The 14,755-nt window shown below is 74.7% G+C and carries 10 protein-coding genes; all 10 read right to left on the bottom strand.

What is annotated here, in order from left to right; translation table 11 throughout:
• Positions 1-87 precede the first annotated feature (87 nt).
• Positions 88-1,473, bottom strand: a complete 1,386-nt coding sequence (gene ftsZ, locus LG943_RS22260; RefSeq protein ID WP_270074296.1) for a cell division protein FtsZ — start codon at positions 1,471-1,473, stop codon at positions 88-90.
• Between the two features lie 453 nt (positions 1,474-1,926).
• Entirely contained in the window at positions 1,927-2,676 is a 750-nt protein-coding gene (locus tag LG943_RS22255; protein WP_270074295.1) for a cell division protein FtsQ/DivIB, read from the bottom strand.
• 106 nt (positions 2,677-2,782) lie between these two features.
• A complete protein-coding gene (murC, locus tag LG943_RS22250; RefSeq protein WP_270074294.1) occupies positions 2,783-4,225 on the bottom strand; it encodes a UDP-N-acetylmuramate--L-alanine ligase in 1,443 nt (480 codons plus the stop codon).
• Positions 4,222-5,382: an undecaprenyldiphospho-muramoylpentapeptide beta-N-acetylglucosaminyltransferase gene (gene murG / locus LG943_RS22245; RefSeq protein WP_270074293.1), complete on the bottom strand. Its 1,161-nt coding sequence runs from the start codon at positions 5,380-5,382 to the stop codon at positions 4,222-4,224. The genes murC and murG overlap by 4 nt, the downstream gene beginning before the upstream one ends.
• The gene (gene ftsW / locus LG943_RS22240) at positions 5,379-6,752 is read right to left on the bottom strand and encodes a putative lipid II flippase FtsW (RefSeq protein ID WP_270074292.1); all 1,374 of its coding nucleotides are present in this window, start codon (positions 6,750-6,752) and stop codon (positions 5,379-5,381) included. The genes murG and ftsW overlap by 4 nt, the downstream gene beginning before the upstream one ends.
• Before the next feature lie 198 nt (positions 6,753-6,950).
• A complete protein-coding gene (gene murD, locus LG943_RS22235; protein ID WP_270074291.1) occupies positions 6,951-8,357 on the bottom strand; it encodes a UDP-N-acetylmuramoyl-L-alanine--D-glutamate ligase in 1,407 nt (468 codons plus the stop codon).
• Positions 8,354-9,409, bottom strand: coding sequence for a phospho-N-acetylmuramoyl-pentapeptide-transferase (gene mraY, locus LG943_RS22230; protein ID WP_270074290.1), 1,056 nt, complete (start codon positions 9,407-9,409; stop codon positions 8,354-8,356). Before mraY ends, murD begins: the two co-directional genes overlap by 4 nt.
• A complete protein-coding gene (locus LG943_RS22225) occupies positions 9,406-10,821 on the bottom strand; it encodes a UDP-N-acetylmuramoyl-tripeptide--D-alanyl-D-alanine ligase (RefSeq protein ID WP_270074289.1) in 1,416 nt (471 codons plus the stop codon). Before LG943_RS22225 ends, mraY begins: the two co-directional genes overlap by 4 nt.
• A gap of 376 nt (positions 10,822-11,197) precedes the next feature.
• Positions 11,198-12,793, bottom strand: coding sequence for a UDP-N-acetylmuramoyl-L-alanyl-D-glutamate--2,6-diaminopimelate ligase (locus LG943_RS22220; RefSeq protein ID WP_270074288.1), 1,596 nt, complete (start codon positions 12,791-12,793; stop codon positions 11,198-11,200).
• A gap of 104 nt (positions 12,794-12,897) precedes the next feature.
• Positions 12,898-14,755 (bottom strand): peptidoglycan D,D-transpeptidase FtsI family protein (locus LG943_RS22215; RefSeq protein WP_408648632.1); only part of this gene is annotated, 1,858 nt, incomplete at its 5' end.

Below are 14,755 nucleotides of genomic sequence, written 5' to 3'. Positions count from 1 at the left end.
TTCGCGGACGCGAAAAAGCGTACCGGCGGCGGGGTGCGCCGCCGGTACGCCGGGGTCGGGAGCCGCGCGGGGGCGGCGCCCGGGTGCCTACTTCAGGAAGTCGGGGACGTCGAGGTCGTCGGGGTCGTCGAAGATCACCCGGCGGCGCGGCGTGGGGACCTCGCCCGAACGCGGGAACGAGCCGTCGGTGCCGGTGCCGCGCACCTGGCTGTAGCCGGTGTCGTTGACGGCGCGGATGCCGCGGGAGCGGTGGTCGTCCTCGGGCTCGGGGTCGTCGTGGGCCTCGGGCTCCTCGTGCTCGGGCTCCGGTGCGGGCTCGGGCTCGGGTTCGGCGGCGGCCTCGGGGCGGCGCGGCTCCTCGCGCACCGGCTCGGGCTCGGGTTCGGGCTCCGGGGCGGGCTCGGGGCGGCGGGGCTCGGCGGCCACCGGCCGCACTTCGGCGCGCGGGGGCGCCGGCGGCGCGGCGGCCTCGCGCGGGCGCTCGGGCACCGGCGCGGCGTCGCGCTGGGGGCCCAGGGCCTCGTTGCGGGGCTCGTCGAAGCCCGCCGCGATGACGGTGACGCGGACCTCGTCGCCCAGGGCGTCGTCGATGACGGCGCCGAAGATGATGTTGGCCTCGGGCGCGGCGGAGTTGGCCACGAGTTGGGCGGCCTCGTTGATCTCGAAGAGCCCGAGGTCGGAGCCGCCCTGGATGGACAGCAGCACCCCGTGGGCGCCGTCGATGCTGGCCTCCAGCAGCGGCGAGGAGATCGCCATCTCGGCGGCGGCCACGGCGCGGTCGTCGCCGCGGGCCGAGCCGATGCCCATCAGGGCCGACCCGGCGCCCTGCATGACCGACTTCACGTCGGCGAAGTCCAGGTTGATCAGGCCGGGGGTGGTGATGAGGTCGGTGATGCCCTGCACACCCGACAGCAGCACCTGGTCGGCGGCCTTGAACGCGTCGAGCACGCTGACCTGGCGGTCGGAGATCGACAGCAGCCGGTCGTTGGGGATCACGATGAGGGTGTCGACCTCGTCGCGCAGCATCGCGATCCCGGCCTCGGCCTGGGTGGCGCGGCGCTTGCCCTCGAAGCCGAAGGGGCGGGTGACGACGCCGATGGTCAGCGCCCCCAGGGAGCGGGCGATGTCGGCGACCACGGGCGCGCCGCCGGTGCCGGTGCCGCCGCCCTCGCCGGCCGTGACGAAGACCATGTCGGCGCCCTTGAGGACCTCCTCGATCTCCTCGCGGTGGTCCTCGGCGGCCTTGCGGCCGACCTCGGGGTTGGCCCCCGCGCCCAGTCCGCGGGTGAGTTCGCGGCCCACGTCGAGCTTGACGTCGGCATCACTCATGAGCAGCGCCTGAGCGTCGGTGTTGATGGCGATGAACTCGACGCCCTTGAGTCCCTCTTCGATCATCCGGTTGACGGCGTTGACGCCGCCGCCGCCGATGCCGACGACCTTGATGACCGCGAGGTAATTCTGCGGTGCTGCCACGACGAGGGGCCTTTCCGCTCGCATCGGCCAACCGCCGTCCCACCGCAGCGGGACCCTGTGTCCCCCGGTGGCGGCCCGGACGGTTGGCTGTCCGGTTCTACAGTCTTCCTCTTGCGGGTGCCCGTGCTGCCGGCGAGTGCCGGCCGGGTTCCCGGTGCGGGCGCCGGGCGGCGCCCGCACCGGGCGCCCGCCGCAATCGCCCTAAAGTCTCAGATCCATACTTATGTCAACCAACGGTAGTGCTTCCCGACAGTAGGCCGCGGCCTGCCAAGGGGCAACTAACCACGGAGTTCAGCCTAACGGCGTGTCGCACGGTGAGGCGATGTCCGATCCCGGCGCGTCGCGTCGGGAATGTCGGCCTCTCGCGTCCGGCGCCCGTCCGGGCCACCCGGTCCGCTCCGCGCCGCCGGGTCCTGCCGAGGGCGGCGCGGTGCGCCGTGCCGGGCCGGGCGATTACTTCACCACGGCCATGTCGGGGGCGCTCACGTCGTAGCTGCGCTCGGGGCCGGAGGGGTGCTCGTGCAGCAGGACGGTGAGGATCTCGCTCTTCTGGGCGGTGCGCTCGGTGCCGCCCCACTGGACCACGGCGCCGTCGTCCAGGGTGAGCGTGATCGCGGCCCGCTCCCGGGCGTCGATGGAGTCCACTCTCCCGGCCACGGCCGCCGGCATTTGCTCCACCACCTCGGCGGCCGCCGCGACGGCCGGGTGCCCCTGGGGGTCGCCGTCGACGCTGATCAGCGGGTAGTCCTCGGGCCGGGTGTCGGTGTCGGCCACGCACACGCCCTCGCCGTCGACCAGGCGGAAGCCGTCGCCGGCGCGCATGGCCAGGCGCGGGGTGCGCTCCACCACCTCCACCCGCAGGGTGGCCGGCCAGCCCCGCGAGACCTCCACCGACTCCACCAGGCGCAGCTCGCGGGCGCGCCGCTCTGCGGCGGCGGTGTCCACGCGGGCCAGCGGCGTGCCGGTGGCGACGTCGACGGCCGCGGCGACCTGCGCGGCATCCAGCCGGTCGGTGCCGGTGACCTCGACCTCGCGCACCACCAGCAGCCGCGAGCCCAGCAGCACCCAGGTGACCACGGTCAGCGCCGTGACGATGAGCAGCACCACGAAGGCGACCTTCCAGGGGTCGGACCGGCGGCGCCCGGTGGGACCGCCGCCGCCCTCGGCGCCGCGCGCGGCGGCCTCCTCGGTGGTCGCGCTCACCGTGCCCTCACCGTCCTTCGCCCGCTCGCCCGCGCACTCCCCCGGCACCGCGGCCGGTCCCGGCGGCGGCCCGCGCCTTTGGCGCGCCCGCCGCCCGGGCCGGCGGTCAGTCCTCGGCCCCCGGCAGCGCCGCGACGATGCGCGGACCCAGCTCGGTGACGTCGCCCGCGCCCATGGTCAGCACGATGTCGCCGGGCCGCGCCAGCGCGGCGGCGCGCGCCACCGCCTCGTCGCGGTCGGCGATGAGGTGGACGCGCGCGGCGTCGCCGGGAACGCGGTCGGTGATCAGCTCGGGGCCGACCCCGGGTTCGGGGTCCTCGCGCGCGGCGTAGACGGGCAGGACCACTGCCTCGTCGGCCAGGGCCAGCGCCTCGGCGAACTCCGCGGCGAAGATCCGGGTGCGACTGTACAGATGGGGCTGGAACACCGCCACGACCCGGCCCGGCGCGGCGCCCTCGGCGGACTCGCGGGTGTCAAGGGCCGCGCGCGCGGCGCGCAGGTCGGCCGCGATCTCGGTGGGGTGGTGGGCGTAGCTGTCGTAGACCGACACCCCGCCGGAGGTGCCCTTCAGCTCGAAGCGGCGGCCCACGCCCGTGTAGGCGGCGAGGCCGGCCAGCGCGACCTGGGGGTCGTGGCCCAGCACGTCGGCGGCGGCGACGGCGGCCGCGGCGTTGAGGACGTTGTGCCGCCCGGGCACCGCCAGTTCCCCGCGCAGCGGCTCGCCGCCGGGCGGGGTGAGGGTGAAGGCGGTGCGGAAGCCCTCGGCGGCGATGTCGGACACCCGGTAGTCGGCGTCGGCGGACTCGCCGAAGGTGAGGACCCGCTTGCCCAGGCCGGCGGCGGTCTCGGCGACGCGGCGCGCGCCGGGGTCGTCGGCGCCGGCGACCAGGGTGGTGCCCACGCGCTCGGCGAACGCGGCGAAGTTGGCGTGGATCTGCTCCAGGCCGCCGCTGTAGTTGTCCAGGTGGTCGGCCTCGACGTTGGTGACGACCGCGACCTCGGGCGAGAGCATCAGGAAGGAGCCGTCGCTCTCGTCGGCCTCGGCCACGACGATCTCGCCGGCGCCGGCGTCGGCGCCCAGTCCGGTGGTGACCAGCGCGCCGCCGATGACGTAGCCGGGCTCGGCGCCGGCCTGCTGGAGGACCACGGTGAGCATGGAGGTGGTGGTGGTCTTGCCGTGGGTCCCGGCCACGGCCACGCCGCGGCGCTCCAGCAGCAGCGCGCCCAGCGCGGCGGCGCGGGGCAGCACCCGCAGGCCGCGCCGGCGGGCCTCGACCAGTTCGGGGTTGTCGGGGCGCACCGCCGAGGACACCACGACGGTGTCGGCGGTGCCGACGTGGGCGGCGTCGTGGCCGACGTGGGTGTCGGCGCCGAGTTCGGCGAGGTCGCGCAGCAGCCGCCCGTCCTTGGCGTCGCTGCCGCTGACCTCCACGCCCAACTGGAGCAGCACCCGGGCGATGCCGGACATGCCGACCCCGCCCATGCCGACGAAGTGCACCCGGCCCAGCTTGGCGACCGGCACCGGCTCGGTGGGCTGGACCAGGCTCACCGCAGGTCCTTCCCGTCGTCGACGTAGCCGTCGTCGTCGTGGTCGTCGTAGATCGGCGGCTCGGGGGCGGGCCGCTCGCCCCGCGCGATCGCGATGACCTCGCGCGCCAGCTCCATGTCGGCGTCGCGGCGGCCCATGCGGGCGGCGGCCTCCGACATGGCGACCACGCGGTCGGTGTCGGTGAGCAGCGGGATGAGGTACTGGGCGATCCACTGCGGGGTGAGGTCGGCGTTGTTGACCAGCAGGCCGCCGCCGGCCTCGACGATCGGCTCGGCGTTGAGGCGCTGCTCGCCGTTGCCGATGGGCAGCGGCACGAACGCGCCGGGCAGGCCGACGGCGGTCAGCTCGGCGCAGGTCATGGCGCCCGAGCGGCACATGGCGACGTCGGCGGCGGCGTAGGCGAGGTCCATGCGGTCCACGTAGGGCACCACCACGTAGGGCACGCCGTCGCGGGTGCGGTCCTCGGGCTCGGTGGCGTTGTTGGGGCCGACCACGTGCAGCACCTGCACCCCGGCCAGCCGGAAGTGGTCGGCGGAGTCGTAGGCGGCCTGGTTGAGCGCCTGGGCGCCCTGGGAGCCGCCGAAGATCAGCAGGGTGGGGAGTTCGGGGCGCAGCCCGAAGTGCGCCCGCGCCTTGTCACCGGTGGCCAGGCGGTCGAGCTGGGAGATCTGCTCGCGCAGCGGGATGCCGATGAAGCGGCCGTGGCGGATGTCGCAGTGGGGGTGGCCGGTGAAGACGTGGGGGGTCAGCCGCGCGCCGAGCCGGTTGGCCAGGCCGGGCAGCGGGTTGGCCTCGTGGATGACCAGGGGGATGCGGCGGCGGCGCGCCGCGAGGTAGCCGGGGGTGGCGACGTAGCCGCCGAACCCGACCAGGATGTCGGCGCCCAGGCGGTCCAGGTGGGCGCCCGCCGCGCTGATGGCGCTGGCGAGCTTGCCGGGCACCTGGAGCAACTGGGGGGTGAGCCGGCGGGGCAGGGGCACCGCCGGGATGGTCCCCAGTTCGTAGCCCCGCATGGGAACGAGGCGGGTCTCCAGTCCTCGTTCGGTGCCCAGACACAGGATCTGGGTCTGCGGGTCGATGCGCCGAAGCGCATCGGCCAGGGAGAGCGCGGGCTCGATATGCCCGGCCGTGCCGCCTCCGGCGAGGGCTACCCTCATCGTCGCCGATTCCTCCTCGCTTGAACCTGCGTCGCGCGCGATCCGTTGTGGGCCTGCGCCGCGGCTCCGGTCCGCCTGGTCGGGGCGCCGGATGCCGAGTACTCCAGGCCCAGCCAGCTTAGAGCCCTTTGCACCCGGCTCGGACCGCGGGCGGCCAGGGCCGCGCGGGCGGCGGGCTCGGACTTGGCCAGGGCCATCAGGATGCCCAGGCCGGCCATGGTCGGGATCAGCGAGGAGCCGCCGGCCGAGACCAGCGGCAGCGGAATGCCCGTGATGGGCATGACGCCGATGACCGTGCCGATGTTGACCATCGCCTGGATGACGATCCAGCAGGTGATGGCCGCGGCGGCGAGCCGGCCGAAGGGGTCGCTGACCCGCGAGGCCACGCGCAGCCCAGCGTAGCCCAGGACGCCGAAGAGGCCGACGACGACCAGGGTGCCGACGAGGCCGAACTCCTCGCCGATGATGGCGAAGATGAAGTCGCTCTCGGGGTGGGGCAGAAAGCCCCACTTCTCGCGGCTGCCGCCGATGCCCACGCCGAGCACGCCGCCGGTGCCCAGCGCGTAGAGGCCGTGCAGCGCCTGGAAGCCGGAGTCGGTGGGGTCGGCCTGGGGGTTGAGGAAGGAGGTCACGCGGGCCAGGCGGAAGGGCTCGACCGCGATCATGATGCCGGCCAGCGAGATCACCAGGCCGATCATCGCCAGGAACAGCCGGCCGGGGGCGCCCACCACCCACAGCAGCGCCAGGAAGATCGCCAGCAGCACGAACGTGGTGCCCAGGTCGGTGCCGATGAGCACCAGCACCACCAGCACGCCGCAGCCCGGCAGCAGCGGGATCAGCAGTTGGCGCCACTCCACGAGCTGGCGCAGCTCCTCGCGGCGCGCCAGCACGTTGGCGCCCCACAGGGCGAAGGACAGCTTGGCCGGCTCCGACGCCTGGACGGTGACGCCGGCGATCTCGATCCAGCGCACGGCGCCGCTGTTGTAGGCGTCGCCGTGGAAGACGGTGAGGACCAGCAGCACCACCGAGGCGAGCATGGCGGGGTAGCCCAGGATCCGGAACACCCGGATGGGCAGGTGCGAGGCGACCACCAGCAGCGGCAGGCCCACCGCCGCGGCGAACACCTGCTTCTCGAACAGCGAGAACGCCGAGCCGGTCTCGGTGTAGGAGTCCACCATGGAGGAGGACAGCACCATGGTCAGGCCCAGCGTGGTCAGCAGCGCGGTGCCGCCGGCCAGGAGGTAGTAGGAGGTGAGCGGCCGGTTGAGGATCCCGGGCAGCTCGCGCAGCGGCGAGCGCGCCCGCTCCTCGGCCTTCCGGGCCGCCGTACCCGCCCGCTCGGCCGTGGGGATGGTTGTCGGCACCGCCATTGGCCACCTCCGCCCGTGCCGTCGTTGTCCAGCGACGAACAAGTCTGGCGGGTGGGGACCCCGAAGCCCCGGACATATTCCGCGTGTTGGGCTTCTTTCTGCGGGCGCGGCCGAATCCGGCCGCGCGCGGCGCCGCAGGTGGACCGGCCGCCGCCGGCCGCGCGCAGGGCGCGGCGGCGGCCGGGCCGCCTCAGCGCCTCACAGCGCGCGCACGGCTTCGGCGAACCGGTCGCCGCGCGCGTTGTAGTCGCGGAACATGTCCATCGACGCGGCGGCGGGGGCCAGCAGCACGGTGTCGCCGGGGCGGGCCAGCCGCGCGGCGGCGGCGACGACCCTGGTCATGGCGTCCTCGCCGGTGTCGGCGACCTCGACCACGGGGACCCCGGGCGCGTGCTCGGCCAGTGCCCGGGCCAGCCGGTCGCGGTCGCGGCCCAGCAGCACGGCCGCGCGCAGCCGGGGCGCGGCACCGCGCACCAGGTCCACCACGTCGGCGCCCTTGAGCAGCCCTCCGGCCACCCACACCACCGAGGGGTAGGCGGCCAGGGACGCGGCTGCGGCGTGGGGGTTGGTGGCCTTGGAGTCGTCGACGTAGTCGACCTCGCCGACGCGGGCGACGTGGGAGATGCGGTGCGGTTCGGGGGCGAAGGCGCGCAGCCCGGCGCGCACCGACTCCGGCGCGGCGCCCACCGACCGGGCCAGGGCCGCCGCCGCCAGCGCGTTGGCCACGTTGTGCGGGGCGGCCGGCACCACGTCGCCCAGCGCGGCCAACTCCTCGGCGCCGGTGCGGGGGTCGGCGGTGAACGCGCGGTCCACCAGCAGGTCCTCGACCACGCCGAGCTGGCCCGGGCGCGGCACGCCCAGGGTGAACCCGTACAGGGGCGTGTGCGGGTCGCCGGCCTCGGCCAGCCGGCGCGACCAGTCGTCGTCGGCGTTGGCCACGCGCACGGTGCCCGGGGCGTAGACGCGGCCCTTGGCCTGGGCGTAGGGCTCCAGTCCGCCGTGCCAGTCGAGGTGGTCGGCGGCCAGGTTGAGGACCACACCCGCGTGCGGGGCGAGGGTGGCCGACCAGTGCAGTTGGAAGCTGGACAGCTCCACCGCGAGCAGGTCGGGGGCCGCGCCGTCGGCGTCGGGCAGGGCCGCCTGGAGCAGCGGGGTGCCGACGTTGCCCGCGGCGGCGACGCGGCGGCCGTCGGCGCGCAGCATCGCCTCCAGCATCCGCACCGTGGTGGTCTTGCCGTTGGTGCCGGTGATCGCGAGCCAGCGCTGCCCGGCCGGGCGCAGCCGCCAGGCGAGTTCGACGTCGCCGATGACCTCGACCCCGGCGGCGGCGGCCGCGCACGCCAGCGGGGAGTCGGGGCGCCAGCCGGGCGAGATGACGACCAGGTCGGTGCCCTCGGGCAGGGCGGAGTCGCCCAGCACGGCGCGGGCGCCCTCGGCGCGCAGCGCCTCGGCCGCGGCGCGGGCGGTGCCGTCGTCGCGGTTGTCGACCACGGTGACGCGGGCGCCCAGGTGCAGCAGCGCGCGCACGGTGGGCGGGCCGGTGACGCCCAGGCCCGCGACGCACACCGCGCGGTCCTTGAGGCCGGAGGCGAAGTCGGGGGTCACCGCGGCATCCACTCCAGGTAGAACAGGCCCACGCCCACGCCCACCATCAGGCCCTGGATGATCCAGAACCGGATGACGATGGTGGTCTCGGCCCAGCCCTTCAGCTCGAAGTGGTGCTGGAGGGGCGCCATGCGGAAGACGCGTTTGCCGGTGAGGCGGAAGGAGCTGATCTGGATCATCACCGACAGGGTGATGAGGACGAACAGGCCGCCGATGATGAGCAGCAGCAACTGGGTGCGGGTGGTGATGGCCAGGCCCACGATGAGGCCGCCCAGGGCCAGCGAGCCGGTGTCGCCCATGAAGATCTTGGCGGGGGGCGCGTTGTACCAGAGGAACCCGATGCAGCCGCCCAGGCAGGCCGCCGCCACCACCGCGAGGTCCAGCGGGTCGCGCACCGGGTAGCAACTGGGCGAGAGGTAGGCCACGCAGCTCTGCCGGAGCTGCCAGTTGCCGATGATGACGTAGGCGACCAGGGAGAGGATCATCGCGCCGGTGGCCAGGCCGTCGAGGCCGTCGGTGAGGTTGACCGCGTTGGAGAACCCGACGATGAGGAACAGCGCCCACAGCACGAACACGCCGATCATCAGCGGGGGGCCGAAGTCGCGCAGGAAGGAGAGCTGCGGCGAGGCGGGGGTGTAGCCGTAGCCGTTGGGGAACTGGGTGACCCCGACCGCGAACCCGGCGCCGACGATGGTCTGGCCCAGCATCTTGGCGCCGCTGCGCAGGCCCAGGCTGCGCCGCTTGTAGATCTTGATGAAGTCGTCGAGGAAGCCGACGGCGCCCATGCCCACGAACAGGAAGACCACGAGCAGGCCCGAGACCGTGGGCCGGGTCATCAGCACCAGGTGGGAGCCGAAGTAGCCGATGATGGCGCCCAGGATGATGACGATGCCGCCCATGGTGGGCGTGCCCTGCTTGGTCTTGTGGCCCTCGGGGCCGTCGTCGCGGACCTCCTGGCCGAACTTGAACCGGTACAGGATCCGGATCACCAGCGGCATGGACAGCAGCGAGACCAGCAGGGACAGGCCCGCCGCGACGAGAATGCCGGTCACTTGGCGTCCTCCCCGGACATCAGCAGCTCGGCGACTTTCTCCAGCCCGGCCACGCGCGATCCCTTCACCATGACGACGTCTCCTGCCCGCAGCCGCGCGCGCAGCGCGGCCGCGGCTTGGGCGGCGTCGGGGACACGCACGACCTCCCCGCGCCATTCGGGCACCTCGCGTGCCCCTTCGGCGATGGGCGCGGCGTCGTCGCCGACCACCACCAGCGCGGCGGCGCCCGCCTGGGCGGCCAGCCGGCCGGCCGCGCGGTGCTCTGCGTCGTGGGCCGCGCCCAGTTCGGCCATGACGCCCAGGACGGCCAGCGGCCGGCGCCCGCCCGCGGCGATCGACTCCAGGGTGCGCAGGGCCGCCGCCACCGACTCGGGGTTGGCGTTGTAGGCGTCGTTGACCAGGGTCACGCCGCCGTCCAGCTCGGTGACCTCCATGCGCCAGCGGCTGACCGGTCCGGCCTTGCCCAGCGCCTCGGCGACCGCCTCGGCGCCCATGCCGAACTCGGCGGCCACGGCCGCCACGGCGAGCGCGTTGTGCACCTGGTGGGCGCCCACCAGGGCCAGGCGCACCGGCGCGGAGCCGCCGCCCAGCCGCAGGGTGAAGGCGGCGCGCCCGGCGGCGTCCAGCTCGACGTCCTCGGCGCGCACGTCGGCGTCCGGCGCGAGCCCGTAGGAGACGACGCGGGCCGAGGTGCGCGCGGCCATGGCGATGACGGCGTCGTCGTCGGCGTTGAGCACCGCCACCCCGCCCTCGGCCGCGGCGGGCAGCGCCTCCACCAGTTCGCCCTTGGCCTGGGCGATGGCGGCGCGGCTGCCGAACTCGCCGACGTGGGCGCTGCCGACGTTGAGCACCACGCCGATGCGCGGCGGGGCGATGGTGCACAGGTGGGCGATGTGGCCGCGCCCGCGGGCGGCGACCTCCAGGACGATGAACCGGGTGGTCTCGTCGGCGCGCAGCACGGTGAGCGGGTGGCCGATCTCGTTGTTGAGCGAGCCGGCGGGGGCGACGGTGCTGCCCAGACCGCTGAGGACCTGGGCGAGCAGGTCCTTGGTCGTGGTCTTGCCCGAGGAGCCGGTGACGCCGACGATGTCGGCGCCGGTCAGCTCGCCGGCCACGGCCCGGGCCAGGCGGCCCAGCGCGGCCACCACTCCTTCGTCGCCTCCTTCGGCGAGCAACTGCGGCGCCGCGACCGGCCGGGATCCCAGAACCGCCGCGGCGCCCGCGGCGACAGCGGTTTCGGCGAAGTCGTGCCCGTCGACCCGTTCGCCGCTCAGGGCGACGAAGAGCGACCCGGGCTCGGCCAGTCGTGAGTCGATGACGACCGGACCCGACACGACATCCGTTGGACGCGCCGACCCGCTTAGTCGGGATTGGGTGATCTCAGCGATCCGATCGAGCGTCAGCGCGATCAAATCCACTCCTCATGTCTGGCCCGGCCCATTGCGCGAGAATGCGCCTCAACCAAGGTGACGGCGCGGTTGTCAGGGGATGGCGCGTTCCGTCGACCCTGAGGCGGTGTCGAACACACCGGGGCCGGGCTGCGATTGCCGGACCTACCTTAGAACATTTGGTCACCCGCGTTGCGCCGAGACCGGAGTCCCCCGCGCGCGGTGCGGGCCGCCTGAGCGGCCGCCGCGGGCGGCACGGCGCGGGCGGCGCGGGGCGCGCGGCACTGCCGCGGCGGTGCGCCGCCGGGCGCGGGACGCGCGGTGTGCGCGGTCTCCCCCGCCCTGACCTGGGTGTGCGCGCGTGCGCTGTGTCGTCGGTGCGTGGTTGACGGCCCCCTGTTCAGTCGGCGAGGCGGCGGCGCAGCGCGGCGCGCAGGACGTCGCGGTCGTCGAACGGCAGGACCGAACCGGCGACATATTGGCCGGTTTCGTGACCTTTCCCGGCCACCACGACGACGTCGCCGGTGCCGGCGCGCGCCACGGCCAGTTCGATTGCGGCGGCGCGGTCGGGCTCGACGGTGATGCGGGCGCGCTGGTCCTGGGGGACCTTGGCCACGCCGTCGAGCATCGCGGTGACGATGGTGACGGGGTCCTCGCCGCGCGGGTTGTCGTCGGTGAGGATCACGGCGTCGGCCAGCCGGGCGGCGGCCTCGCCCATCAGCGGCCGCTTGGCGCGGTCGCGGTCGCCGCCGCAGCCCACGACGATGGTGAGCCGGCCCTGGGTGATGCCGCGCAGGGCGGTCAGCACCGCCTCGACGGCGCCGGGCTTGTGGGAGTAGTCCACGACCGCGGTGAAGTCCTGGCCGGCGTGCACGCGCTCCATGCGGCCGGGTACGCCCGGGGCCGCCGCCACGCCCTCGATGGCGGTGTGCAGCGGGATCCCGGCCTCCACGAGGCCCACGACGGCGGCCATGGCGTTGGACACGTTGAAGGCGCCGGGCAGCCCGACCGAGGCGTCGGCCTCCATGCCGCCGGGGCCCACGATGCGGAAGGTGCTGCCCTGGGCGCCCAGGCGGACGTCTGCGGCGCGCCAGTCGGCGTCGGGGTCGCCCTCGGCGGAGAAGGTGGTGACGGGCACGTCGCCGCGCGCCCGCACCTGGTCGATGAGGACCCGGCCGAAGCGGTCGTCGCTGTTGACCACGGCGATCTCGCAGAACTCCGGGGTGAACAGGCGCGCCTTGGTGTCGAAGTAGTCGCGCAGGTCGCTGTGGAAGTCCAGGTGGTCCTGGGAGAGGTTGGTGAAGACGGCGGCGTTGTAGCGGGCGCCGCCCACGCGGCCCAGGGCCAGGGCGTGGCTGGAGACCTCCATGGCGGCGGCGGTGGCGCCCTGCTCGCGCATCTGCGCGAACAGGCCGTGCAGGTCGGTGGCCTCAGGCGTGGTGAGCGAGGCGGCCACGCGGTCCTCGCCCACGCGGATCTCGACGGTGCCGATCAGGCCGGTGCGCAGTCCGGCGGCGCGCAGGCCCGACTCCACCAGGTAGGTGACGGTGGTCTTGCCGCTGGTGCCGGTGGTGCCGATCAGCAGCAGGTCGTCGGCGGGGGCGCCGTAGACCCACGCGGCGACCTCGCCCAGGCGGGCGCGGGGGTCGGCGATGGTGACCACCGGCAGCCGGGTGGCGGCGGCGCGGTCGTAGCCGCCGGGGTCGGTGAGGACCGCCACGGCGCCGGCGGCGGCGGCCTGGGCGGCGAAGTCGGCGCCGTGGGCGCGGCTGCCCGGCAGCGCGGCGTAGAGGTCGCCGGGCCGCACCGCGCGGGAGTCGTGGGTGATGCCGCTGATGCGGACGGCGGCGGGGTCGGCCGGCTCCGCGCCCTCCGGCGCCGGGCCGCCGGGTTCCAGCCCGGTGCCGGCGTCCTCGACGCACGTGATGAACGCGTCCGGGCCCAGCAGGCGGGCAAGCTCGGACAGCGGGCGGGGCTGGGTGTGTTCAGGTCGCATTACCGGTGGCACGTCGTGAGGTTATCGGCTGCGGCGGCGCGGGCCGAAATCCGCGCCGCCGCCGGTGGGGCGCGGTGGGCGCGGGCGCGCCGGGCGCGGCGGGGTCACTCATCGCCGAACAGCCGGATGTTGGGCGGTTCGGTGCCGGTGGGCTGCACCTTCTCGGTCTTGAGCGCGAAGGACATGATGTCGGTGAAGACCGGGGCCGCGGCCTCGCCGCCGTAGTAGGCGCCCTGGGGGTTGTGCAGCACCACCTGGACGATCAGCTCGGGGTCGTCGGCGGGGGCGAACCCCACGAACGTGGAGGTGTAGCCGCCGCCGCTGTAGGAGCCGGTCTCGGGGTCGACCCGGTTGGCGGTGCCGGTCTTGCCGGCCACCCGGTAGCCGGGGATCTGCGCCGCCTGGGCGGTGCCCTCCTCGCCGGTCACGGCCTCCAGCATCAGCGCCAGCTCCTCGGCGGTCTCCTCGCTGATGACGCGCTCGCTGGGCGGGTCCTCGGCGGGGGTGAACGCGCCGTCGCCGTCGACGGTGCCGGCCACCAGGGTGGGCTCGACCCGCACCCCGCCGTTGGCGACGGTGGCGTAGACGCTGGCCATCTGCATGGCGTTGACCGACAGCCCCTGGCCGAAGGAGACCGAGGGCAACTGGGTGCCCCACCAGTCCTCGGGCTGGGTCAGGATGCCGGGGTTCTCGCCGGGCAGGTCCAGGCCGGTGGGCCCGCCGAAGCCGAACTCGCGCAGGTAGCCGTAGAGCCGGTCGGCGCCCAACTGCTGGCCGACCTTGATGGTGCCCACGTTGCTGGACTGGGCCATGATCCCGTTGAGGGTGAGCCGCTGGGTGGGGTGGAAGTGGTCGTCCTTGAAGGTGCGGTCGTGGACGCGCATGGAGTAGGGCACCGTGTAGACGGTCTCGGGCGTGGTGAGGCCCTCCTCCAGGGCGCCGGCCAGCGTGATGACCTTGTTGGTGCTGCCGGGCTCGAACGCCTCGGCCACGGCGCCGTTGGCGCGGTCCTCGGCGGAGTACTCGCCGTAGTCGGCGGGGTCGTAGGTGGGGAAGTCGGTCATGGCCAGGATCTCGCCGGTGGGGCGCATGACGATCGCGCTGCCGCCCTGGGCGCCCAGCTCCTCGGCGCGCTCGGCCAGCGCCTGCTGGGCGTGCCACTGGATGTCCTGGTCCAGGGTGAGGCGGACGTCGCGGCCGGGCACGGGCTCCTCGGCCAGGCCGTCGGCCATGGGGATCTGCACGCCGCCGGCGCCCATCTCGACCTGCTGCTTGCCGGGTTCGCCGGCCAGGGTGCCGTCCATGACGGCTTCGAGCCCCTCCAGGCCCTGGTCCTCGGCGCCGGTGAACCCGATGATGTCGGCGGCGCCGGTCTCCTCGGGGTAGACGCGCTTGTAGTCGACCAGCGCGCCCACGCCCTGGAGGCCGAGGTCGGCCATCTTGTCCCACTCGCGCGGCGCGACGTCCTGGGCGACGACCTCGTAGCGGCTGGGGCGGGCGTCGACGTGCTCGGCGACCTCGGCGGGGTCCAGGTCGAAGCGCTCGGACAGCTCGTCGATGACCTGCTGGCGGTCGTCCTCGCGGATCTCGACGGGGTCGACGAACACGGTGCGGGTCTCGACCGACATGGCCAGGGGGTTGCCGTTGACGTCGGTGATGTCGCCGCGGGTGGTGGGGATGTCGATGGTGGTCAGCCGGAGGTCCTCGGCGGCGGCGGCGTAGGTGGGGGCGTCGATGGCCTGGATCTGCACCAGGCGCCCGGCGAACACCATCAGCACCACGGCCATCAGGGTGACGGCGATGTTGAGGCGGCGCCGGGGGTTGCCGCGGCGGAAGGGGCGGCGCAGCAGGCCGGGCGGGCGCGGGCCGCCCGGGCCGGCGGGGCGGCGGGAGGGCTCGCCCGCACGGGGTCGGCGCGGCGGCGGGACCTCGCGCGGGGCGCGGCGCGGTGCGGCGCCGCCG

The organism is Streptomonospora mangrovi, assembly GCF_027604915.1.
Classification (GTDB): Bacteria; Actinomycetota; Actinomycetes; order Streptosporangiales; family Streptosporangiaceae; genus Streptomonospora; species Streptomonospora mangrovi.
Note: the sequence above shows the minus strand (reverse complement) of the source record. Positions and strands in the feature narration are given on the sequence as shown.

Excerpts from the sequence above, each read along its gene's own strand:
- murG (WP_270074293.1), bottom strand. The coding sequence starts at position 5,382 with ATGAGGGTAGCCCTCGCCGGAGGCGGCACGGCCGGGCATATCGAGCCC.
- ftsW (WP_270074292.1), bottom strand. The coding sequence starts at position 6,752 with ATGGCGGTGCCGACAACCATCCCCACGGCCGAGCGGGCGGGTACGGCG.
- LG943_RS22220 (WP_270074288.1), bottom strand. The coding sequence starts at position 12,793 with ATGCGACCTGAACACACCCAGCCCCGCCCGCTGTCCGAGCTTGCCCGC.